The sequence below is a fragment of the Janthinobacterium sp. CG_23.4 genome, assembly GCF_029892305.1.
GTDB classification, from domain to species: Bacteria; Pseudomonadota; Gammaproteobacteria; order Burkholderiales; family Burkholderiaceae_D; genus Janthinobacterium; species Janthinobacterium lividum_D.
On the sequence record NZ_JARXUX010000001.1, the window covers coordinates 3,866,516 to 3,889,647 of the forward strand.

The 23,132-nt window shown below is 62.8% G+C and carries 15 protein-coding genes and 1 tRNA gene; 3 read left to right on the top strand and 13 right to left on the bottom strand.

Annotated elements, in window-relative coordinates; translation table 11 throughout:
- Both H4V96_RS17340 and H4V96_RS17345 read left to right on the top strand, forming a co-directional pair.
- Positions 1 to 3,117, top strand: a complete 3,117-nt coding sequence (locus H4V96_RS17340; RefSeq protein ID WP_196854668.1) for an efflux RND transporter permease subunit — start codon at positions 1 to 3, stop codon at positions 3,115 to 3,117.
- 130 nt (positions 3,118 to 3,247) lie between these two features.
- Positions 3,248 to 4,228, top strand: a complete 981-nt coding sequence (locus tag H4V96_RS17345; RefSeq protein ID WP_196854667.1) for a hypothetical protein — start codon at positions 3,248 to 3,250, stop codon at positions 4,226 to 4,228.
- 39 nt (positions 4,229 to 4,267) lie between these two features.
- Here the strand turns inward: H4V96_RS17345 and H4V96_RS17350 are convergent, their stop codons facing one another.
- The 9 genes from H4V96_RS17350 to pepN form a co-directional block, all read right to left on the bottom strand.
- Positions 4,268 to 5,008, bottom strand: a complete 741-nt coding sequence (locus H4V96_RS17350; protein ID WP_043462687.1) for a tetratricopeptide repeat protein — start codon at positions 5,006 to 5,008, stop codon at positions 4,268 to 4,270.
- Positions 5,009 to 5,116: 108 nt separating this feature from the next.
- Complete coding sequence (locus H4V96_RS17355) at positions 5,117 to 6,514, bottom strand: efflux transporter outer membrane subunit (protein ID WP_196854666.1); 1,398 nt, start codon at positions 6,512 to 6,514, stop codon at positions 5,117 to 5,119.
- Complete coding sequence (locus tag H4V96_RS17360) at positions 6,511 to 7,731, bottom strand: HlyD family secretion protein (RefSeq protein ID WP_280721076.1); 1,221 nt, start codon at positions 7,729 to 7,731, stop codon at positions 6,511 to 6,513. The genes H4V96_RS17355 and H4V96_RS17360 overlap by 4 nt, the downstream gene beginning before the upstream one ends.
- A complete protein-coding gene (locus H4V96_RS17365) occupies positions 7,718 to 9,412 on the bottom strand; it encodes an MFS transporter (RefSeq protein ID WP_043462664.1) in 1,695 nt (564 codons plus the stop codon). Before H4V96_RS17365 ends, H4V96_RS17360 begins: the two co-directional genes overlap by 14 nt.
- Positions 9,413 to 9,644: 232 nt before the next feature.
- Positions 9,645 to 12,056 carry a catalase gene (locus H4V96_RS17370; protein WP_196854665.1) on the bottom strand — a complete coding sequence of 804 codons (2,412 nt, stop codon included), beginning with the start codon at positions 12,054 to 12,056 and terminating at the stop codon, positions 9,645 to 9,647.
- Between the two features lie 260 nt (positions 12,057 to 12,316).
- Positions 12,317 to 12,670 (bottom strand): hypothetical protein, encoded by a 354-nt coding sequence (locus H4V96_RS17375; RefSeq protein ID WP_010401050.1) that lies wholly within the window; start codon positions 12,668 to 12,670, stop codon positions 12,317 to 12,319.
- Between the two features lie 414 nt (positions 12,671 to 13,084).
- Positions 13,085 to 13,160, bottom strand: a tRNA-Thr gene (locus tag H4V96_RS17380).
- 116 nt (positions 13,161 to 13,276) lie between these two features.
- Positions 13,277 to 14,278 (bottom strand): class 1 fructose-bisphosphatase, encoded by a 1,002-nt coding sequence (locus tag H4V96_RS17385; protein ID WP_010401051.1) that lies wholly within the window; start codon positions 14,276 to 14,278, stop codon positions 13,277 to 13,279.
- Between the two features lie 136 nt (positions 14,279 to 14,414).
- Positions 14,415 to 17,069 (bottom strand): aminopeptidase N, encoded by a 2,655-nt coding sequence (pepN, locus tag H4V96_RS17390; protein WP_196854664.1) that lies wholly within the window; start codon positions 17,067 to 17,069, stop codon positions 14,415 to 14,417.
- Between the two features lie 218 nt (positions 17,070 to 17,287).
- On the opposite strand from pepN, the gene H4V96_RS17395 reads away from it, so the two are divergent.
- Positions 17,288 to 17,917, top strand: a complete 630-nt coding sequence (locus tag H4V96_RS17395) for a DUF4136 domain-containing protein (protein WP_196854663.1) — start codon at positions 17,288 to 17,290, stop codon at positions 17,915 to 17,917.
- A gap of 186 nt (positions 17,918 to 18,103) precedes the next feature.
- On the opposite strand, the gene H4V96_RS17400 is transcribed toward H4V96_RS17395, so the two are convergent.
- The 4 genes from H4V96_RS17400 to H4V96_RS17415 all read right to left on the bottom strand — a co-directional run bounded on the left by H4V96_RS17400 (position 18,104) and on the right by H4V96_RS17415 (position 23,047).
- Positions 18,104 to 19,033 (bottom strand): quinone oxidoreductase, encoded by a 930-nt coding sequence (locus tag H4V96_RS17400; RefSeq protein WP_280721194.1) that lies wholly within the window; start codon positions 19,031 to 19,033, stop codon positions 18,104 to 18,106.
- Between the two features lie 92 nt (positions 19,034 to 19,125).
- Positions 19,126 to 19,521 (bottom strand): methylglyoxal synthase, encoded by a 396-nt coding sequence (locus H4V96_RS17405; RefSeq protein WP_010401058.1) that lies wholly within the window; start codon positions 19,519 to 19,521, stop codon positions 19,126 to 19,128.
- A gap of 29 nt (positions 19,522 to 19,550) precedes the next feature.
- On the bottom strand, positions 19,551 to 20,471 hold the full coding sequence (locus H4V96_RS17410) for an EamA family transporter (protein WP_196854662.1): 921 nt from the start codon (positions 20,469 to 20,471) through the stop codon (positions 19,551 to 19,553).
- Positions 20,472 to 20,575: 104 nt separating this feature from the next.
- The gene (locus H4V96_RS17415) at positions 20,576 to 23,047 is read right to left on the bottom strand and encodes an alkaline phosphatase D family protein (protein ID WP_196854661.1); all 2,472 of its coding nucleotides are present in this window, start codon (positions 23,045 to 23,047) and stop codon (positions 20,576 to 20,578) included.
- Positions 23,048 to 23,132 lie beyond the last annotated feature (85 nt).

Sequence of the window (23,132 nt, forward strand, 5' to 3'; positions counted from 1 at the left end):
ATGAATTTTTCATCCTTCTCGATCAAGAATCCGATCCCGGCCATCATGCTGTTCGCGCTGCTGTCCCTGGCCGGTCTGCTGGCCTACAAGGCCAATCCGGTGCAGGACTTCCCTGACATCGAACTGCCCATCGTCACCGTCAGCGCGGTGCTGCCCGGCGCCGCGCCGGCCCAGCTGGAAACGGAAGTGGCGCGCAAGATCGAAGATGCCGTCGCCACCCTGCAAGGCGTGAAGAACATCTACACCAGGGTGCTCGATGGCGTCGCCACGGTGACCGTCGAATTCATTCTGGAAAAACCGATCGCCGAAGCCGTCAACGATGTGCGCGACGCCGTCGCCCGCATCAAGGCAGACATGCCGGCCGAACTGCGCGACCCCACCGTCACCAAGGCGTCCACGGCCGGGCGCGTGGTGCTGACCTTTATCGCCACGGCGAAAACGGGCGTGGACAACCCGCTCGACGCGCCCGACCTGTCCTGGTTCGTCGACAACACCGTGGCCAAGCGCCTGCTGACCGTGCCCGGCGTGGGCGCCGTCAAACGCGTGGGCGGCGTCTACCGCGAGATCCAGGTGGAACTCGACGAGGCGCGCATGGCCGCATTGAAAGTATCGGCCCTCGACGTCTCGCGCCAGCTGCGCCTGGTGCAGCGCGAAGCCCCAGGCGGCCGGGGCGACGTCAGCGGCGCCGAGCAATCGGTGCGTACCATCGCCACCGTCAGGACGGCCGAAGAATTGTCGCGCGTGGAAGTGCCGCTGCCGGACGGGCGCCATGTGCGCCTGGACCAGGTAGCGAGCGTGCGCGACACGATCGCCGAACCGCGCGCGCTAGCCGAGCAAGATGGCAAGAGCGTGGTGGCCTTTGAAGTATTCCGTACCAAGGGCGCCAGCGAAGTGGCCGTCGCCAAGGGCGCGCGCGACGCCATCAGCGACCTGCAGAAGGAAAACTCCAACGTCGTGCTGCAACAGTCGATCGACAATGCCTTCCCCGTCGAGGAAGATTTCGCCGGCTCGATGGAACTGCTGTACGAAGGTGCGCTGCTGGCCGTGCTGGTGGTGTGGTGGTTCCTGCGCGACTGGCGCGCCACCCTGGTGGCCGCCGCCGCCCTGCCTCTGTCAGTGATGCCGGCGTTCCTTGGCATCTACTGGTTCGGCTACACGCTCAATACCGTTACCTTGCTGTCGCTGGCGCTGGTGGTGGGCGTGCTGGTCGACGACGCTATCGTGGAAATCGAAAACATCGAGCGCCACCTGCGCATGGGCAAGTCGCCCATGGCAGCGGCCATGGAAGCGGCCGACGAAATCGGCATGGCGGTGATCGCCACCACCTTCGCGCTGGTGGCCGTATTCCTGCCGACGGCCTTCATGAGCGGCATCCCCGGCCTATTCTTCAAGCAGTTCGGCTGGACGGCCGTGCTGGCCGTGCTGGCGTCCCTGGTGGTGGCGCGCCTGCTGACGCCGATGATGGCCGCCTACATCCTGAAACCCTTGGCGCACAAGGAAGAACAGGATGGCTGGCTGATGACGCGCTACCTGACAGTCATGCGCTGGTGCCTGAACCACCGCGGCCTCACAGCCCTCGCTGCGGCCCTGTTCTTTGTCGGCGCCATCGCGCTGGTGCCCTTGCTGCCGACCGGCTTCGTGCCAGCCGCCGACCGTGCACAGACGCAAATCAACCTGGAACTGCCGCCCGGCTCCACCCTGGCCGAAACGCAGGCCGCAGCGGCCATGGCGCGCGATGCAGCCATGCAGACGCCGGGCATCAAGGGCGTCTTTAGCTCGATTGGCGGCGGCTCCAGCGGCGACGCCTTTGCCCCCGGCGCGGCGGCCGAGGCGCGCCGCGCCGTGCTGACCCTGACCACCGTGCACCGCACCGAACGCAAGGAATCGATGGCGGGCCTGGAAACGCAGTTACGCCACAAGCTCGATGCGATTCCCGGTGCACGCTTCACGGTGGGACCACCCGACACGGGCGTCAAGATGCAGCTGGTGCTGCGTTCGGAAGACCCTGTGGCCCTGATGGCGGCGGCGCAAAAAGTCGAGCGCGAACTGCGTGGCCTGAAAGGCATCGGTAACGTCAATTCCAGCGCTTCGCTGGTGCGTCCGGAAATCATCGTGCGCCCTGATTTCGCCAAGGCGGCCGACCTGGGCGTGACGGCGGCGGCCATCGGCGAGACGGTGCGCGTGGCCACGGCCGGCGACTACGACACGGACCTGACGAAAATGAACCTGCCCGAGCGGCAAGTGCCGATCCGCGTCAAGCTGCCTAACAGCGTGCGCGCCGACCTGGCCGCCATCGAACGCCTGACGGTGCCCGGCAAAAATGGTCCCGTGCGCCTGGCGAGTGTGGCCAGCGTGACGATGGAAAGCGGCCCGGCGCAAATCGACCGCCTGAACCGCAGCCGCAACGTGACGCTCGACGTGGAACTCGGTTCGCGCACTCTTGGCGAACTCAATGAAGAAGCGCGGGCGCTGCCGTCGATGAAGAACCTGCCGCCTTCCGTGAAGATCGCCGAACTCGGTGACGCGCAGGAAATGGCTGCGCTGTTTGCCAGCTTCGGCCTGGCCATGCTGATCGGCGTGCTGTGCATCTACTGCGTGCTGGTACTGCTGTTCAAGGACTTCATGCAGCCGGTGACCATCCTGGCGGCGTTGCCGCTATCGATCGGCGGCGCCTTCGTGGCCTTGCTGATCACGGGCAGCGCGCTGTCGATGCCGTCGATGATCGGCCTGATCATGCTGATGGGAATCGTCACCAAGAACTCGATCCTGCTGGTCGACTATGCGATCCTGGCGCGCCAGGCCGGCATGAAACGCTTCGATGCACTGGTCGACGCCTGCCACAAGCGCAGCCGCCCTATCCTGATGACGACCATTGCCATGGGCGCCGGCATGATGCCGCTGGCACTGGGCTGGGGCGCCGATCCCAGCTTCCGTTCGCCTATGGCCATCACCGTCATTGGCGGCCTGATTACCTCGACCCTATTGAGTCTGCTGGTGGTGCCGGTCGTGTTCACCTACATCGACGACCTCGAGCACCTGCTCAAGCGCGGCATGGCAAAACTGCGCAGCCATAAAGTACCGCTGCGGCGCGATGACAAAATGGCGCTGAAAGAGTAAGCCTGCGGCTGATTTTAAAATCGTCCTCCAAGGGCAAGGAAGCGAGGGAACGGCGGGCAGACCGCGCTCCCTCGCTTCCATCTATCTGGCATACTGCGCCCATTGTCCATGAACGCACTCTGCCCTGCCTATGAATTACCGTACCCCACTCGTCCTGCTGATGCTATCCGCACTGCTCGGCGCCTGCTCGGACAAGAGCGCCCCGGCCAGCACGAACGTGGCAGCTGAGGTGGCAAGCGATGCCCACGCTGCTGCCGCTACAGTATCTGCCGAACAAGTGCTGCCGCCGGCCGCCACCGCGCCCAAGACGGAAGCGATGAACACGCCGCAAGCGCGCAAGCGCGCAAGCGAGCGCGAGGCGGGCATGATGCGCGCCGTCTTTGGCAAGGACTACCGCAGTGACAGCGACGATGCGCTGGCCGACCTGTCCGATCCGGACAACCATGTAGACAAGCTCAGTTATGTGGTCAGTGCCGTCAGCCACAAGCTGCTGCCAGATGGCCGCGCCATCCTGGTGGCGAATGCGGAAACGGCCAACATCGAAGGCACGGCAGAATCGGCACACGCCTCGTCGGGACTATTGAATGTCTTTTTCCTGACGCCCAAGGGCCAGCCGGAAGACGGCCAGTGGCAAGTCGTGAAACGACTGGAAAACATCGCCGCCCTGGGCTCCTCGGGACAACTCGGTGAAGTCCAATGGGTCATGCTGGGAGCGAACAAGCCGGGACTGGCGATACGCCACGGCTATACGGGCCAGGGTTACACCATCACACAACTGGCCCTGTTTGAAATCGGCGACGGCAGGGTCACCGCGCTCGATGGCGACATCGACCTGTACTCGGACAATATGGGCGCCTGCGGGCCGGACATGGACGAGTGCTGGATGGTCGACGGCAAGTGGCGCTTCGCCCCTGCACGCAACGGCGGCGCCTACGACGACTTGTTGATCGATTTCACGGGCGCGTCCGAAAAGATCAAGCCTGGCGTGATGCTCAAGCCTGACCAAGACCCGCCGCGCATCGCCACGTCCCTGAACGGCCGCGCACGCTATGTTTTCGATGGCAAGGGATACAAACTGCTTGAAGGAAAAAACAAGGTGCCTGGCGTGTAATCGGGTCAGACTCGCCGGGTCTGGCCCCACGCAAGCCAGCTATCGGCGTGCTGTCTCCAGGCGCGCCAGCAGCGGCGCATACATGGCGCGCGTATGCCTGCTCCAACGGGCCATGGCACTGTCGATATCAACGCACAGGCGCTCGGCCAGCACCTTGTCGCCCTGCTGCAGCGCCCATATCGCATACTCGGCGCGGCACTCAAAGCTGTTGTAACGCGTCAGCGCGTCGTCGAACTGCGCCTTCGCTTCCGGCTGGCGTCCGCTTTGCGCCAGCGCACGCGCTGACAGCAGGGACGCCATCTCGGGACGGAAATGGATGTCGCTGCGACGGATGAATTCCAGATGTGTCAAGGCTTGGGTACCACGCGCGCATTCCAGGTAGGCGCGTGCCGCGCCCAAGCGAATTTCCAGGTCCGATGAAAATGCTCCCTGCAGGCAGGCTTCATACGTCGCTGCCGCTTCCTGCGCATTGCCCGCTTCGAGCAGCGCGCTGGCCAGGCGCATCTGGTTTTGCGCCGTCGGCGTGTACTCGAAGGCAGCCTTTGCCTCGCGCAGTTCGCGGTTCGGATCAAGCACCTGCACGGCCACCGTAGCGACCTTGCGCGCGCCTTGCGGCAGACGCGAATTGGGCAGGTAAATGGCGAAAAAATACACCACGCTGCCCAGCAGCGGAAACATGAATAAAATGAGCAACCAGTACAGCTGCTGCCCGTTGCGCACCACATGGATCGCAAAAAATACCGCGATCAGGATGTGAATGCCTATGCCAAAAATCGTCATGCTGCGACCTCGTTCGTTCGTGATGGCTGCGGCTGGCACCATACCGCCGCTTTTCCAGGCCAGATATTACACCGGCCAATGCCACAGCTTGCGCCCTACAAGCAGGCGCTATTGTCCACCCGCGTGCCAGCCGCCGCCCATGGCCCGGTACAGATCGACCGAGGCGACGAGGATGCGTGTCTTTAGCTGCAGCAGTCCCACATCGGCGCTGTACAGGGTACGCTGGGCATCGAGTTCTTCCAGGTACGATGCATAGCCATTGCGGTAGCGGTTATGCGCGATGCGCAGGGTGTCGGCCGCAGCAGCCCGGCGCGCATCGTTTTCCACGGCTTGCTGCTTGAGACGGTAGATGGCGCCCAGGCTATTGTCCGTTTCGGCGAAAGCATTCCTCACCACGTTTTCATACGCATAGGCGAGCTGGTCGCGCTGCGCGCCGGCCGCATCCGTTTGTGCCTGCACGCGCCCGCCATCGAACAGGGGGCCGGCTGCCAGCGCCGTCAGCCGCCACAGGGCCGTCGGCGCATGCAGGAAATCGCTCAAGGTCGTGGCTTGCCCGCCACCCGCCGCCGTCAGCTTGAACGAGGGCAGTAACTGAGCCCGCGTGGCGGCCAGGCTGGCATTGGCGGCCGCCAGCATGTGTTCCGCGCGCGCGATGTCAGGCCGCCGGCGCAGCAGTTCGGAAGGCAGGCCGGCCGGCACGCCAGGCGCCACCAGCTCGGCCAGCGGCAAGCCGCGGGCAATCGGGCCGGGATTGCCGCCGACCAGGATGGCCAGCGCATTTTCCTGTTCAAATATCTGCCGCTGCAACTGCGGCACCTGCTCGGCTGCCGCATGGTATTCCGATTGCGCCTGCAACCATTCCAGCCGCGAGCTGTAGCCCACCTCGAACTGCTTGCGCGCCAGCTCGCGCGACTGTTCGCGCAACTGCAAGGTCGATTGGGTCAGCACCAGCTGCGCATCGAGTCCGCGCAAATTCAGATAGGCCGTGGCCACGCTGGCGGCGACCGACAGCGCTGCCGCATCGACGCTGGCCTGCTCGGCGCGGTAACTCTCGCCGGCTGCATCGCTCAGACTGGCCAGCCGACCCCACACATCGATTTCATAACTGGCCTGCAGCTCCGCCTGGAAGACGTTCGTCACATACGGCACGCCGTTGTAAGCGAGGGTACGCGTACGCGTGGGCGAGCCGTCAACGGCCAGGCTTGGCGCGCGGTTCGCATCGGCCTGCGCCAGGCGTGCGCGATATTCCTGCACGCGGGCGCGCGCCACGCGCAAGTCGCCATTGCGCGCCAGCGCCGCGCCCACCAGATCACTTAAAACGGGATCGCCGAACGCCTGCCACCACAGCTGTTCTACCTGCGCGCCATGCGCGGACGCTGCACCGCCCTCGCCTTGCGCGCGCCAGCCGGACGGCAGTTGCAAGGCCGACACGGGCTGCGGTGGCGCGCTGGCGGTGCAGCCGGCCAGCGCCAGCACGCAAGCAACCAACAAGAGGCGGCGCTTCATGGCTTGGCCTTCGCAGCTGCCTTCTTCGGTGCAGGCGCCGGCGCGGGATTCTCGGCCGAATCGTTCAGCACCGCAGAAGTATCGACGCTGACCACCACCGACATGCCCGGCACGATCCGGCGCGCATTCGCCTGCCCCGCATCGATACGGATGCGCACGGGAATGCGCTGGGCGATCTTCAGGTAGTTGCCCGTCGCGTTATCGGCCGGCAGCACGGAAAACTCGGAACCGGTGGCCGGCGAGATACGCTCCACCTGGCCCGTCAGCACGGCGCCGTCGAGCGCGTCGACGTGGAAGGTGGCGCTCTGCCCTTCCTGCACGCCATTCATCTGCGTTTCCTTAAAATTGGCAATGACCCACATCTGGCGCGGCACCAGCGCCATCAGCTGCGCGCCGGAGTTCAGGTACGCGCCCTGGCGCACGCTCACCTGGCCCAGCTGGCCATCGGACGGCGCCACGATGCGCGTGTTATCGAGATCGATCTTCGCCGCCTTCACAGCCGCCTGTGCGTTCGCCACGGCCGCCGCCAAAGCCTGCTTGTTGAGCACCACGGACTGCACGCTTTGCTGGGCGATGTCGAGATTTGCCCTGGCCTGCGCCAGCGCGGCTGCCATCTGCGCCTGCGTGGCGCGCGACTGGTCATGCTCGCGCTGCGACAAGGAGCCATCGGCCACCAGTTGCTGCACCCGGTTCAAGTCTGCGCTGGCCTTGTGTGCCTGCGCTTGCGCGTTCGCCAGCGCCGCCTCGCTGACGGCAATACCCGCCTGCGCGCTGGCCTTCTGCTGCGCCCAGTTCGACAGCGCCGCCTGCTGCGCCGCCAGTTGGGCTTGCGCCTGCTCGTAGCGCTGCTGGTAGATACGGTCGTCGATGCGCACCAGCAGTTGCCCCTCCTTCACATCCATGAAATCTTGCACCGTCACTTCCACCACATAGCCTGACAACTGCGTGCCAATGATGGTCACCTGCCCCCGCACGGTGGCGTTTTCCGTCGTCACGATGGGACTGGTGAACGGCGGAAAACGCCACGCATACAGCACGATCAACACGCCCACCAGGGCCACGGCGGCAAAGGCCAGCGCGGACAGCCACTGGTGGCGCCGGTCAGGCTGCTGTGACGTGGTGCTGGACGTGGCCGAGGGTGGCGATGCCGGCGGCGACGCAGGTGCTGGTGCGGGTGTCGATGGCGGTGCTGGCGGTGGGGTATTATTTTCTGTCATTGCTCGGTTCCGAATTGGTAATGGGGACGATCGCCATGGCCGTCTGCGCATCGCGCACGGGGCCAACCAGGCGACGCGCGCCGGTGCTGATGCGGTTCCAGGACTGGCTGAGCAGCATCCACAGCAAGGTGGCGATGGCGACGCCGGCAATCATCAAAAAGACATCGTTGTAGGCGAGGACATTGGCTTCGCGCGTGGCGATGGCGCCCAGGCGCGCCACGCCCTGGGCGCTGCGCAAGCTCGGGTCCATCAGCACACTGGCATAGGCCGATGCTCCCGACTGCACGCGCGCAGCCACCTGCGGATCGAGCATGCTCAGATGCTCGACCAGATAGCTGGAATGGTATTTTTCGCGCGCCGTCTGGATGGTGCCGACGATGGCCGAACCGAGCAAGCCACCAAGGTTTTGCGTCATGGTAAACATCACCGAAAAACTCACCAGGTTGCGCGGTTCGGCGATCACGGCGCCCATGCCGGCCACCATGGTGGGACCGAGGAAATACGTGCCGCCAAAGGCCAGCAGGAACTGGCTCAGGTACATATTGACGGGGCGTGTCTGGCTGGTGGCATGAGCATCGATCAGCGCCCCGGCGGCGATCAGCAGCAAGGCGAACATCAGCGAGCGGTGCATGGTGGCCGGATTGATCGTCAGCGCGCTCACTAGCAGACCCGCCACGCTACCTAAGAGCACGACGATGAACAGGTTTTGCATCTGGTCCGTGTTCAGGCCCAGCGCCTGCAGGAAGCCCACGGCGCCCGTCGATTCGGATAGCACGATGCGAAACAGCAGCACCGACAAAAACAGCTTGGCGATCTTGCCCGTGCTGAGCCAGCGCGTGTTGAGCAGCGGGCGGGCGCGGTTATGCTCGATGGCTAGCGAGGCGGCGATCAAGACGATGGCGCCAGCGAGGCACACGCCCACCCATTCGGACGCCATCCACCACGCCGTGCGCCCCTGCGCCAGCACGGCGCACAGCAGGGCCACGCCGGGCGCAAACAGGACGAAGGTGAGGAAGTCGAGCGGCTCGAACGTCTGCACGCGGTCGCCTGGCGGCAGTTTCAGGGCCAGCACACAGCCCAGCGCCAGCAGGGCTAGTCCCAGTTCGAACAGGTACAGGCCATGCCATTCGCCGATCTGCAGCAGTTCGGAAGTGAAGATGCGCGCCAGCGGCAAGGCCAGCTGGGCAAAGCCCAGGCCCAGCACAAGGCCCTTCAAGCGGTGCCGCGCGGGAAACGCCTGCAAGGTGTAGTACAGGCCCAACACACCGAGCGCGCCGCCCACCATGCCATGCGCGGCGCGCACGGCGATCGCCGACGGCAAGGTATTGGCATACAGGTGGGCGAAGGTCACCAGCGCATACAGCAGCAAAAACGCTTCGGTGAACAGACGCAGGCCGAACTGCTGGCGGAACTTCACCAGCAGCAGGTTCATGGAAACAATGGTCATCACGTAGGCGGCCGGCAGCCACTGCATCTGGTAGGCATAGGCTGCCAGCGAACCTTGCAAGTTCAGCAAATTGGCCGTCACCAGGCCGTTGCCCAATCCCCCTGTCAGCGCGACGAGCAGGCCAACGATAAAATACGCGACACGCTTGGGCGTCGAATGTTCGGGCATCGATGGTGACCCGGGCAAGGTCGGGCGTTCGCCCGGCCCCCAGGTGCGAGGTGTGTACTTGTCCATGCAGTCATCACGATCCTGTTTGCTGAAGCTGTTCTTTACTGATGCTTGCTGCCATCAAGCAAACAGTTGCAAATGAACAGTTCTCACGCGCAGCATATCACCGCAGGCCGTTTTTATTGTTTACATTAATGTGTGGCGTTGCGCAGGCAGGCAGGCAAACAGGGGGCGCAACCGGACCTGCGATGCGGCCCTGCTCTTGCCTCTGCGCAGACGCCACCCCAAACGCCACCCTTTACACGCGCGGCGGGTCCGTCTCGCGCGCAAACGCCCTGTGCGCCGCCAGCGCCTTTTTAAAGGCAGCCGTGGCTTTCAGCACCTCGCCAGACGGTACGACGATGACGGCAGGGTCGGGCGTTCCATCGGGCAGCGCCGCCGGCACGCCCGCCTTGTCCAGCAAGCCCTGGCCCGCGCCGATGGCCAGCATCGGCTTACAGTGGCGGTATTGCAGACGCAGGAAGTCGAGCGCATTGGCATCGTCGCCCAGTTGCTGCACGGCGCCCTGACCGTCGGCCAGCACAACGGCGTCGAACAGCACGGACGGTCCCGTTTCGAGCGAAATTTCCACATCGAGCGGCGCACCGACGCTGGTGTCGATTTTTCCCAGATGGCTGCCTACCAGGCGCGGTGCCGCGCCGTCGGCCAGCAGCGAGGCATACATATTGCGCACCTGCGCGCCATCGCTGCCCGCTCCCACCAGGATGGCCACGCGCAAGGTATGGATGCCCGTCTTGCCTGGGCGAAAAAAGAGCGACAGCGCTGGCGACGGCCGATACGCGGGCAGCGGCTGCACGGAGGCGCGCGGCATGGCGCGCGGCAGCGCCAGGCCCAGTGCATCGGCCAGGCGCTGCGCCAAGGTCTCGTCGACATTGCGCAGCATGGCGACGATGCGCTGGCGTATCACCGGCGTTTGCACCTTGCTCAGCTCAAAACGGAACGCATGCACGATATGCTCTTGCTCGACCGGTGTCTGGCTAATCCAGAACAAACGCGCCTGGCCATAATGCTCGGCGAATTTCTCGGGTTTGCCGCGCACCTTGTCACCTTCGGCCGGCGCGGGAAAGCTGGTAAATCCCTTGGCGCCTGCCTGGAACGGACACCCGCCTGCCAGCGAATTGGGCTCATAGGCTACCCGGCCACGGTTGATAGCCTGGCGATGGATACCGTCGCGCTGATTGTTGTGCAGTGGCGCCAGCGGAGAATTGATGGCAATTTCATGGAAATTGGCGCCGCCCAGGCGCGTGATCTGCGTGTCGATGTAGGAGTGGATACGCCCCTGCAGCAGCGGGTCATTCGAAAAATCGATGCCGGGCACGATATGCGCGGTGCAAAAAGCCACCTGCTCCGTCTCGGCAAAAAAATTGTCGGGGTTGCGGTTCAAGACCATTTTTCCGACAGGGACCAGCGGTACCAGCTCCTCGGGTATCAGCTTGGTGGGATCGAGCACGTCGAAGGGAAACGCTGCGGCCTGCGCTTCCGTGAAAATCTGGAAAGACAGCTCGTATTCGGGATAGGCGCCGCACTCGATGGCTTCCCACAGGTCGCGCCGGTGGAAATCGGAATCAGCGCCGCTGATCTTGACGGCTTCGTCCCATACCAGCGAGTGCGTGCCGGCCATCGGCGACCAGTGAAATTTGCAGAAAACGGACTCGCCCTTGGCATTCACGAGCCGGAAGGTATGCACGCCGAAGCCCTGCATCATGCGATAGCTGCGCGGAATGGCGCGGTCCGACATGGCCCACATCAGCATGTGCGTGATTTCCGGCGATAGCGAGGCGAAGTCCCAAAAAGTGTCGTGTGCGCTGGCCGCCTGCGGCATGCCATTGTGCGGCTCGGGCTTGACGGCGTGGACCAGGTCGGGAAATTTCATCGCATCCTGGATGAAGAAGACGGGCATGTTATTGCCCACCAAATCCCAGTTACCCTCGTCCGTATAAAACTTCACGGCGAAGCCGCGCACGTCGCGCGCCGTGTCGGTCGAACCGCGTTCGCCAGCGACGGTGGAAAAGCGCACGAAGACGGGCGTGCGCTTGCCTGCCTTGGCAAACAGCGCCGCGCGCGTATGCTTGCCTTGCTCCTTGTAGCATTCAAAGTAACCATGGGCGGCCGAACCGCGCGCATGCACGACCCGTTCGGGGATACGCTCATGGTCGAAATGCGTGAGCTTTTCACGCAAGATAAAATCTTCCATCAGGGTAGGGCCGCGCAAGCCCGCCTTCAGCGAATTCTGATTGTCGCCCACAGGCACGCCCTGGTTCGTCGTCAGCACGCAGCCGCTGTCATCGGACCTGGCGCGGTCCAGCGAGGCATACACGGCGCTCTCGCCTGGCGCCGGCTGGCCATCGCCGGTCTTCGGCGACGCTATCGTTTCACCCGTGGTGCTGGCCGTGGCCAGTGGATCGCCCGCTGCCACATGCACGCCTTCGATCGGCGTGCGCGCCGCCTCGCCGTACTGACCATCCTCCTTGGGATTGACAGCCATGGCAGCAGCCAACTGTTCGCCAGCGGCCGTTTTTTGCAGCAGCGCGCGGGCCATGTCATTCTCCGCACCCAAGCTGTCTGGCGCCTTGCTGTCGGCTGCGCCGGACTTGCTCTTCAAGACGGAACCAGCATCGTCCGTAGCCGGCGTTTTCTTGCTACTAGCCATGTCATCTCCTGTCAGTAGTTTGCCCCGCTAAAATGCTACAACGCTACAACGCCCTCATGCAGCGCACGAACAGGACAATTAAAATATTGGTGGGATCAGGTATACCGATCAAGCACAAAAAACCGGAGCGCAGCATCACTGTGCCTGACTGCTTGCTAGTCGCTTATGCGCTTATGCGCTTGCGCGCGCGCTGGCCCGCCCCGCCGTGACGGCGAAGGGTACAGCGCCCACGACAACTACCTTGCCGCTGTGGGCAGAACTTATTTACGCGAACCCAGCAGTTTGGACAAGCCATAACCGGCCGCTGCCGCAATCAGCAGGGACATTGCCGGGCGCTCACGCACATAGCCGCGCCCCGTCTCGCCAGCGCGCTGGCAGGCGGCGCCCAATTGCTTGCCGCGCGCCATCACGCGCTCGGAAGTCTTGCTGATGCTGTCGCTGACCTGCTCGATGCGCTCGCCCACCTGGTCCACGCCATCGCGGGCATGCGTGGCCACCTTGTCGACCAGGGGCTGGACCTGGCTAGCTACCTTGTCGATGGTGTGGTGCAAATCCTGGCGGGTGTCCTGGACATTACCGTTCATATCGGAGCTATTTTTTTCAATCGCGTTCATGCTGGTTTCCTTTAACAGTGAATAATCTCAACCATGCTCGATGCCGTAAGCGAATCATGATTGTCCTCGCTTCGGAAAAAAAGAAGCGGCTAAACGCTGCCGGACTGAGCCATGTCAACGACTGGATCAGCAGCAAGCTGTTGGCACCACCTTAACCGCGCCCGCCGCACACCACTGTGCGCTGCCACACCTTGTGAGCCAGACTTAAATGCCTGCCAGAAATAACAATCCCCGCCGGCCTGGTGGAGCGGGTGGGGATAGGGGCAAGGCTGAAGCGCTGTTACTGGGTTGCCGCCAGACTTTTCCAGCAGGCACGCCACATCCATGAGTACATCGGTGCAGCTTGGTGGGCGAGAACGCTGCAGGCAAAAAAAAACCACCGCTTGAGCGGTGGTTTTTTCTACTGCGAATACTTGGTGCCGTTGGCCGGAATCGAACTGGCGACCTTCACATTACGAATGTGCTGCTCTACCAACTGAGCTACAACGGCGAAGACCCACATTCTACAAACAATGCACAAAATTTGCTAGTGTCAACGCGAACTTTTTTGCATTTTTTTCGCGGCCCTGCTGCGGGCCGCTGAAAAGCGTGGGGAAGTGCGGCTTTTTACTCAGCGTGGTAGGCCGTGACGCGGGCCACTTCGTCTTTCGAACCGAGGAAGACGGGCACGCGCTGGTGCAGCTTGTGCGGAGCGATGTCCATGATGCGCTGCTGGCCGTCGGTGGCCGCGCCGCCGGCTTGCTCGACGATGAAGGCCATCGGGTTCGCTTCGTACATCAGGCGCAGCTTGCCCGGCATCGAGGTGTCGCGCAGGTCGGCCGGGTACATGAAGATGCCGCCGCGATTCAGGATGCGATGCACGTCGGCCACCATCGAGGCGATCCAGCGCATATTGAAGTTGGTGCCGCGCGGGCCCGTGTCGCCGGCCAGCAGTTCGTCGACATAGCGCTTGACGGGCGGATGCCAGTGGCGCGCGTTCGACATATTGATGGCAAACTCCTTGGTCGTCGGCGGAATTTGCATATTGCTTTGCGTAAGTACCCACGAACCCATTTCGCGGTCCAGGGTGAAGCAGTTCACGCCATTGCCGAACGTCAGCACCAGCATGGTTTGCGGGCCATACACGGCGTAGCCGGCGGCGACCTGCTTGGTGCCTGCCTGCATGAAGTCTTGCTCGGTCGGCTGACCCATGCCTTCCGGCGCTTTAAGCACCGAGAAGATGGTGCCGATGGAGACGTTGACATCGATGTTCGACGAGCCATCGAGTGGGTCGAACAGCAGCATGTATTCGCCCTTCGGATAACGATTCGGGATCGGGTGGATCGATTCCATTTCTTCCGACGCCATGGCCGCCAGGTGGCCGCCCCATTCGTTCGCTTCGAGCAGGATCTCGTTGGAGATGATGTCGAGTTTTTTCTGTACTTCGCCCTGCACGTTTTCCGTGTCGGCCGTGCCCAGAACTTCACCGAGGGCGCCCTTGCCGACAGCGTGGCTGATGGTCTTGCAGGCGCGCGCGACGACTTCGATCAGCAGGCGCAGTTCGGCCGGAATGCTGTTGTTCGAGCGCTGCTCTTCAACCAGGTATTGCGTAAGACTGATGCGTTTCATGAAACCCCTTAGTTAGTGTTTTAAATACGTCTCGTGCGGCGATTGTCGGCTTACGCGCCGTTGGCGCTAAGCCGACCTACGAAATCATGACGCCGCGTAGGTCGGATTCGCCCGCAGTGCATGATCCGACATGCATTCAGTGGGCCAATGCCTTGCTGACCACTTCCATCACATCATTCGACAAGCTGGTCTGGCCGGCGACTTGTTCCAGCGCCTCGCGCATGCGGCTTTGCAGGACCGGCACGTAACGGCGCCAGCGGTCCATGGAACGCGCCAGGCGGGCAGCCACTTGCGGGTTCAGGGCGTCGAGCGCGATGACTTGCTCGGCCCAGAAGGCATAGCCGCTGCCGTCCGCCGCATGGAACTGCGATGGATTGCCACTGGTGAAATTGAAGATCAGGCTGCGCGCGCGGTTCGGATTTTTCAAGGTGAAAGCCGGGTGCGTCATCAACTGGCGCACGGCTTGCACATCGGTCGTTGGCGCGGCCGCCTGCATGGCGAACCACTTGTCGACCACCAGCGCTTCATTGTCGAAGTCGCGATAGAAACTGACCAGGGCGGCCTGCGCGTGCGCAGTGGAACCCGAATGGATCAGGGCGGCCAGCGCTGCGGCGCGGTCCGTCATGTTGCCGGCGCTGTCGAACTGCTGCTGCGCCAGTGCCAGTTCTTGCGCGCCTGGTGCGATCAACAGGTAGGACAGGGCCAGGTTTTTCAGCGCCCGCTTGCCGGCCGAGAGGGCGTCGGGGCTGTATGCGCCCGGCGTCTGGTTGGCGTGGTATTGCGCCAGCAATTCGGGCTTCAAGGCGGTGGCGATGGTGCTGCGCATGAACTGGCGCGCTGCGTGGATCGCCTGCGGGTCGACTTGCGCCATGCGCTCGGCGATGATGGTTTCAGACGGCAGTATCAAGGCCAGCTCGCGGAAGGCGGGGTCGAGCGTTTCATCGGCCAGCAAGGCGCGCTGCGCGGCGATGAAGGTGTCGTCCAGCGCCAGCGTGGCGCCAGTGGCGACGGCGCCGGTCAGTGTCAGCAGGCGTTCCATGGCCAGGCGCTGGCCCGCTTCCCAGCGGTTGACAGGATCGCTGTCATGACGGAACAGGTGCAGCAACTGCGCATCGGTATAGTCGTATTCCAGCACCACCGGTGCGGAAAAATCGCGCAGCAGCGAAGGCACTGGTGCTTGCGTCACGCTCGTGAAGCGGAAGGTTTGCGACGCTTCGGTCAGCTCCAGTACGACGCTGGTGGCGCCGTTCGACGCCACGCCATCGACGTGCAGCGGCAGGTCGCGCCCATCCGCGCCCAGCAAGCCGACGCTGAAAGGAATGTGGAATGGCAGTTTTCCCGGCTGGCCCGGCGTGGCGGGGCAGCTTTGCGCCAGGGTCAGCTCGAACGTCTGGCTGGCCGCGTCGTAGCGCGTGGAAGCTTGCACGATGGGCGTACCGGCCTGGCTGTACCAGCGCTCGAACTGCGTGAAATCACGGCCGTTCGCGTCCGCCATGGCGGCGCGGAAATCGTCGCACTGCACGGCCTGGCCATCGTGGCGCGCAAAGTACAGGTCCATGCCCTTGCGGAAACCGTCGCGGCCCACCAGGGTCTGATACATGCGCACTACTTCGGCGCCTTTTTCGTAGATCGTAACGGTATAAAAGTTATTGATTTCAACGAAAGAATCGGGACGCACGGGATGCGCCATCGGGCCCGCGTCTTCGGGAAACTGCGCCTGGCGCAAGGTGCGCACCTGATCGATGCGCGTGACGGCGCGCCCCGTCTCCGTGCCTATCATGTCGGCTGAGAATTCCTGGTCGCGGAACACCGTCAAGCCTTCTTTCAAGGACAGCTGGAACCAGTCGCGGCAGGTCACGCGGTTGCCGGTCCAGTTATGGAAGTACTCATGGCCCACCACCGCTTCGATACCCGCGTAATCGACGTCGGTCGCCACGCGTGAATTGGCCAGCACATACTTGGTATTGAAAATGTTCAAACCCTTGTTTTCCATGGCGCCCATATTGAAGTCGCCCACGGCAACGATCATGAAGCGGTCCAGGTCCAGCTCCAGGCCGAAGCGTTCTTCATCCCAGCGTATCGAGTTTTTCAGCGACTGCATGGCGTAATCGGTTTTATCCAGATTGCCCTCTTCCACCCACACCTGCAACAGCACTTCGCGGCCGGACTTGAGGCTGTAGCGCTCTTCCTGGCACACCAGGCGCGCCGCCACCAGGGCAAACAGGTAAGACGGCTTGTTGAACGGGTCTTCCCACTTGGCGTAATGGCGGCCGTCACCAAGGTCGCCCTCTTCGATCAGGTTGCCGTTCGAGAGCAGCACCGGATACTTGTCCTTGTCGGCGCGCAGCATGACGGTGTACCTGGCCATCACGTCCGGACGATCCGGGAAGAAGCTGATGCGGCGGAAACCTTCGGCTTCGCACTGCGTGAAGAAGTTATGGTTCGACACGTACAGGCCGGACAGCGAGGTATTGTCCTGCGGCGCCAGCACAGTCTCGATCTCGAGCAGCACCTCGTCGGGCGCCTTGGGGATGGTCAGCATGCTCGGCGTCAGCTTGTATTGCGACGGCTTGAGCAGCTTGCCGTTCAGGCGTACTTGCACCAGTTCAATGTGTTCGCCGTGCAACTCGATGCTGCGGCTACTGCTGGCCGGATTGTGGCGCATGCGCATCCGGCTCGCCACCACTGTGCGGGCGGGATCGAGATCGAAGCCAAGTTCGACGCTGTCAACGAGAAAGCTGGGCGGCGTGTAATCTTTGCGGTAAATCGTCTGAGGGCTGTCTGTGCGCATAGGGATTTTGGCGGGAGCGGAGGCAAAAGCCTATTTTACCAACACCAGGCAGGGAAAGGACCGATTCAGCCGCCAATTGCGCCGATTCAGCTCAGGAATGTCAGATTGCCTTGCACGCCGGCATGGCAGGTAACATTCTGTAATAATACCTGGGGAAAAATAGAACTATTCTTATACTTCCAGGCGACAAATTGCGTCTACTATCAGGAGATCATGCGATGAAACGATACCTCACCATCATGCTGGCCGCATTGACCGTGCTGCTGACCGGATGCGCCACCACCGTGCGCAGCGATGTGACCGTCTTCCATGAGTGGCCGGCGCAATTACGGGACCAATCGTATGTCTTTGAAGCGCCAGTGGCGGAAAACGACACGCTGGAATACCGCAGCTATCAAAACCTGTTGCGCGCGGAACTGGCAAAACACGGCTTCGGCGAGGCTTCCGGCCCTGCGGCGGCCAATTTGCGCGTGGCCATGCATTTTTCGACCGTCGACTATCCTGAGCGCGTGCTGCAAGCGGCCGATCCATTCTGGTATGGCGCCGGCTACTGGCCTGGCCGCTACGGCTATCGCTACGGTGCATGGCCAGGCTATGGCCGCTTCGCCTACAACCCCTATTGGTATGGCCCGATGGAGGTGGAAGAAAGCGTGCGGCATCAATACGAACGCGAATTGCGCGTCACGATCAATGACCGCAACGGCAAGAAACTGTACGACGTGACCGTGCACTCGACCGGCAACAAGCGCGCCACGTCGCAAATCATGCCGGCCATGGTGGCCAGCGCCTTTGCCGACTTCCCCGGCCAGAGCGGCGTACCGCGCAAGGTCGAAGTCAAAATCGACTAAAGACTTGGCCAGACAAAAAACCGGCTGGTGCAGCAATGCGCAAGCCGGTTTTTTTATGTCTACGCGTATTTTATATCTACGAGTAATACGCCTCGGCAGCAAAAGTGAGTACGCCGACCAGCGCTACGGCCAGCAGCAACACGATCAGCAGGCGGCCCAATTTCGGCGTGCCGTCATTGTCGCCGCTCATGGCACGATGATGCTAGAACCAGTGGTCTTGCGCCCTTCCAGCTCGGCGTGCGCCTGGGCCACATGAGCCAAGCCATAGCGCTGCCTGATCTCGATGTTGACTTCACCGCTGCTGACGACGCCAAACAGCGAAGCGGCCATCTCTTCCAGGTTAGCGCGGTTGGAAGCATAGCTGAACAGGGCCGGGCGCGTGATGAAGAGCGAACCGCGCGAGGCCAGCTCGGCCAGCGTAAACGCCGGCACGGGACCGGACGCGTTGCCGAAGCTGACCATCATGCCCAGCGGCGCCAGGCAATCGAGCGAGCCCGTAAACGTATCCTTGCCGATGGAATCGTAGACCACGCAGACGCCCTTGCCGCGCGTGATCTCGCGCACGCGCTCGACGAAGTTTTCCGTGTTGTAGTTGATGACATGGGCGGCGCCATGCGCCTTGGCCAGCGCCGCCTTTTCATCGGTACCGGCCGTGCCGATCAGGTGTACGCCCAGCACTTTCGCCCACTGGCAGGCGATCAGGCCGACGCCGCCCGCCGCCGCATGGAATAGCACCGTGTCGCCAGCCTTCAGGGCCACCGTGCGGTGAAACAGGTATTGCACCGTCAAGCCCTGCAGCATCATGGCGGCGGCCGTGTCGAAAGCGATGCGCTCGGGCAGCACCAGCAACAGCGCCGCCGGCAGGTTGCGCTGCTGCGCATACGCGCCGTTGATGCGCGCCGCATACGCCACACGGTCGCCCACTTTCACCTCGGTGACGCCCTCTCCCACCGCCTCGACGGTGCCCGCGCCCTCGACACCGAGGCCATTGGGCAGCGCTTGCGGATACAAGCCGGTGCGGAAATACACATCGATGAAGTTCAGGCCGATCGCCGCGTGTTTCACGCGCGCCTCGCCGGGGCCGGGCGGCGGCAGCTCCACATCCACATATTCCATCACGTCCGGGCCGCCTACGCGCTGCACGCGGATGGCTTTGGTGCTAATCGTTGCGCTCACACTATGCTCCTTGAAGAAGAATCGGGAAAAGCTCAGGGCGCCGGATTGGCCAGCGCCCGCAGTTGCAGCTGCGACAGCACCAGGTGGGCCGACGACAGATTCGTCGCGCAAGCCACATTGTGCACGTCGCAGGCGCGCACCAGGGCGTTGATGTCGGGCTCGTGTGGCTGCGGCGTCATCGGGTCGCGCAAGAAGATCACGCAATCGATCAAGCCTTCCACCAGCAGCGAGCCGATCTGCAAGTCGCCGCCGAACGGACCGGAATGCTTGCGCTCCACTTGCAAGCCCAGCTCATTGATCAGGCGCCCGCCCGTGGTACCCGTGGCCGACAGTTCGCACCCCTTCAAAAAATCCAGGTATTCGCCCGCCAGGGTAATCATGTCATCTTTTTTCTTATCGTGGGCAATCAGGGCGATGCGTGTTTTCATGGTGAGAATCAGTTCTGTGGGTGGAGGAATTATTTCTTTTTCGACAGCAAGTAAATACCGGCCAATACCAGGCTGGTACCAAGCAGTTGCCAGTTGGTAATGGGCTCATCGAGGATCATGGCGCCCAGGAACAGCGTCGATACGGGGCCGATCATTCCCGCCTGCGAGGCGACGGGCGCGCCTATGCGCTCGACGGCGATCATCGTCATGAAGACGGGCATCACCGTGCAAAAGAGACCATTCAATACAGACAAGCCATACACAGGCATGGGCTGTATCAGCATCCCGACCGGGCGCAGAATGAAAAATTGCGCAATGCAGGCAAAGCTGGCCACGCACATGGCGTAGGAAACGAGCCGCATCGAACCGATGCGTTTTACCAATTCGCCCGAGCCCAGCAGATACACGGCATACGCACAGGCCGAGCCCAGCACCAGCGTGGAACCGAGCGCCACGTTGCTGGCACCGCCCTGCAAGTCATGCACGAAGACCAGTACGATGCCGCAATACGAAGTGAGCAGGGCCAGCCATTGGATGCGGCTGATGCGCTGCTTGAAGTAGACGGTGGTAATCAAGAGCACGAAAGTGGGCGTCAGAAACAGGATCAGCCGCTCAAGCCCCACGGAAATATATTGCAGGCCCAGGAAATCCAGATAGCTCGACAGGTAATAGCCAACCAGACCCAGCCCGATCAAGCGCCAGCGATCGCTGTTGGATAACGGCGGCGCCGTGCGCATCTTCCACCAGGCGATGACGGCGAACACGGGCAGCGAGAAAATCATCCTGAAGGCGATCAGGGTGACCGCATCGATCTGGTAGCGGTACAGCAACTTGGCGACGATGGCCTTGGTGGAAAACAGTACCGCCCCGCCCACGGCAATGGCCAAGCCACCGAGGTAGACGGAACGGGGAAGCGAAGATGGTGTGGCTTGCGGGGAACTGGGGCTCATGCCCAGATTGTAAGGCAAAAGCCAAGGGTGGCTGATAACCCCAACGGCAAATACTGGGGTACGACCCCGGCCCTTGCCTTGGGCTTAACTTTCAAGAAACAAGTTTAAGAAACCGCCACCGCCGCCGCGCCCGCCGTGACCGTGGCCGTCGTCACACGCGCAATCACGTTGCTTGGTGCCGCCGTGCCGATCAGTTTATTCACCTGCTTGAACTGCGCCACCAGCTTGCCCGGCGTCACAGTGACCACCGTGTAACCCTGCGCATCGGTATTGAGATGCTTGATCCACGGGTTATTGCCCAGGCCGGACAATTGCTGCGCCAGGCCCAGCAGCGTCGTATTGAAGTCAGCACTCGCTTTCAAGCCCGCCTGCACGGCTACGACCGTGGCATCGAGCTGCACTTCCGGCACGCCCTTGGCGGCCAGCGCGCCGCGCAACTGCACGCGCAACTGCTCGAGCAGGCTATCGACGGTAGGCGCCGCCTTGCCCATGGTGTAGTCGAGCAGGTTGATGTCGAGGTTGAGCGTGCCCAGGCCCGTCACGGGAATGGCCAGCGGATAGCTGACGAGGGTGCCGATATCGCCCATGCTGCCGGCGGCCGACTTCAGGTAGCTGAAGAAGGAGTCGGAACTGACGCCGGCCGACACCAGGTCCACCATGACGGGCGTGCCGCCGCCTGGCGCGTCGAAATCGTCGCTGACCGTGCCGGCAAAGAAGGAATGAATATCGCCCGTGATGGCCACCACGTTGCCGATGGCATTCGTTTTCAGGTGCGCCATCAGATTCTTGCGTTCGCTGTTGTAGCCATCCCACTGGTCGCAATTGAGCAAGAAGCGCGTGAAAAATGGCGCCAGCGCAGCTTGCTGGCCCGATGCGGCGACAAAGGCCGAGGCGGCGCCCTTGGCCTGCACGTCGGGCTTGATCCAGCCGAAGGCGATCACTTGCGCGGCAGCGGCCGGCGAGCCGCTATTATAGGCAGCCACCGTGATGCCGGCCTGGGCCGCGCTCAAGCCGGCACCCACCGCTGCGGCGCCCTGCGCGCTGGCGTTCGCGCCTGCGCCGGCAATGGCCATGGCCGCTGCCTGCGCCACGGTCGTTGACGCACCCGCCGTCGAGGCGGCCACGATGGCCGACGCCAGCGGCACGCTGCCGCCCACCAAAGGCAGGGTGCTGGCAATGGCCTGACCCACTTTCGACATGGCGCTCAGCGCCAGCAAAGTGGCTATCGCATCCGTGCCATTCAAGCCCATGCGCAGCAATGACACTTCATTGCCCCACAGCTTCCAGGTGGACGTGGCCGCCTTCATCTTGCCTTTCCACCAGTCGCGCTGCGTGCTGCCCAGCATGCCGACGGCGGCCAGCGGATCGGTGCCAGCCTTTGTCGCGGCGGCCATTTTCTGCCCTTCCACGCTATCGAACAGCGCTTGCGGCACCAGGTAGCGGCTGCCGACGCTGCCCATGGGCTTGCCCGTGGCCGGATTGATCGTCGCTTCGGCGATCGCGTGGTCGGCGCGGTACAGGCGCTCGTCCGTCATGACCAGTTGCATGAGTTTGCCGAACTGGAAATCGCGATAAATCTGGATATTCTGGAACGTCGTCGCGGCGGCATCGAACGTAACGTCGGCCGGCATGAATTCGAACCAGGCCTGGTTGGCGCTGCGGCGGCGATTCGGCTGGTGCAGGTCGCTGCCATCGGCGGCCACGATGCCTTCATAGGTAGAGGCGTCCTGCCAGGCGTCGTCGGTGAATTCGTGGTCATCCCAGATGGCGATGAAGGCGTAGCGCTCGTGCACGGCTTGCAAGCGCGTATCGGTGCGGTATTTCTTGTACAGATAGCGGTAATCGGCCACCGTGGTGGCGTACTTGGCCCCCGCGTTGCCGCTTTTGAACGTGCCATCGGGCAATTTCAGCTGGTCATGGCGGCTTTCCACGGCGCCGCTCTGGAAGCCCTCGCCCACCGTTTCATAGATGTAGTCGCCCAGGTGGACGATGAAGTCGAGCGACTCGTTGGCGGCGATGTGCGACAGCGCGCCCCAGTGATTGATGCTCCAGTCCTGGCACGTCAGATAGGCGAACTGCAACTGCGCTACGTCGGCCGTGGCGGCGGGCGCCGTCTTGAAGCGGCCCACGTTGGAGCGCACGTCGCCGGCGATGAACTGGTAAAAATACACCTGGCCTGGCTGCAAGCCCGTCACCTTGTGGCGCAGCGTATTGTCGAAATCAGCTTTCAGAGGCAGTTTTGCATCGACGATCGGGGCGCCGGCCAGGGCCGTGTTGCTGCCCAGCGCGGCCGTATTATCAAGCGCGCTGACGATCAGGCGCACGGCCACGTCCGATTTTCCGGCCACGGCAGGGGCGACAGCATCAAAGCTGGCAGGCACGACGCGCGTCCACAGCATCGCGCTGTCGGCGCGCGGATCGCCCGAGGCTACGCTTTGCGGGAATTTCCAGTCGCTGCCCGATGCCAGCGGCACGCCCGGATCGCTGTAGTCGGTGCTGCCGCAGGCGGCGAGGCCGACGGTGGCGACAGAGGCAGTTATAAAACCGCCCAATTTAAGAAATTGCCGTCTATCCATTTGACTTGCCATGATGTCGCGCTCTCGATATGGTGAAAGCGCGTCACTTTAGCAACAGATTGTGTCATCTTGATGACGTGACCAC

Coding starts and splice junctions, on each gene's coding strand:
- H4V96_RS17350 (WP_043462687.1), bottom strand. CDS start 5,008: ATGACGATTTTTGGCATAGGCATTCACATCCTGATCGCGGTATTTTTT.
- H4V96_RS17385 (WP_010401051.1), bottom strand. CDS start 14,278: ATGAAACGCATCAGTCTTACGCAATACCTGGTTGAAGAGCAGCGCTCG.
- H4V96_RS17345 (WP_196854667.1), top strand. CDS start 3,248: ATGAATTACCGTACCCCACTCGTCCTGCTGATGCTATCCGCACTGCTC.
- H4V96_RS17360 (WP_280721076.1), bottom strand. CDS start 7,731: ATGACAGAAAATAATACCCCACCGCCAGCACCGCCATCGACACCCGCA.
- H4V96_RS17410 (WP_196854662.1), bottom strand. CDS start 20,471: ATGAGCCCCAGTTCCCCGCAAGCCACACCATCTTCGCTTCCCCGTTCC.
- H4V96_RS17405 (WP_010401058.1), bottom strand. CDS start 19,521: ATGAAAACACGCATCGCCCTGATTGCCCACGATAAGAAAAAAGATGAC.
- H4V96_RS17365 (WP_043462664.1), bottom strand. CDS start 9,412: ATGGACAAGTACACACCTCGCACCTGGGGGCCGGGCGAACGCCCGACC.
- H4V96_RS17340 (WP_196854668.1), top strand. CDS start 1: ATGAATTTTTCATCCTTCTCGATCAAGAATCCGATCCCGGCCATCATG.
- H4V96_RS17370 (WP_196854665.1), bottom strand. CDS start 12,056: ATGGCTAGTAGCAAGAAAACGCCGGCTACGGACGATGCTGGTTCCGTC.
- H4V96_RS17355 (WP_196854666.1), bottom strand. CDS start 6,514: ATGAAGCGCCGCCTCTTGTTGGTTGCTTGCGTGCTGGCGCTGGCCGGC.
- H4V96_RS17375 (WP_010401050.1), bottom strand. CDS start 12,670: ATGAACGCGATTGAAAAAAATAGCTCCGATATGAACGGTAATGTCCAG.
- pepN (WP_196854664.1), bottom strand. CDS start 17,069: ATGCGCACAGACAGCCCTCAGACGATTTACCGCAAAGATTACACGCCG.
- H4V96_RS17415 (WP_196854661.1), bottom strand. CDS start 23,047: ATGGATAGACGGCAATTTCTTAAATTGGGCGGTTTTATAACTGCCTCT.
- H4V96_RS17400 (WP_280721194.1), bottom strand. CDS start 19,033: ATGGAATATGTGGATGTGGAGCTGCCGCCGCCCGGCCCCGGCGAGGCG.
- H4V96_RS17395 (WP_196854663.1), top strand. CDS start 17,288: ATGAAACGATACCTCACCATCATGCTGGCCGCATTGACCGTGCTGCTG.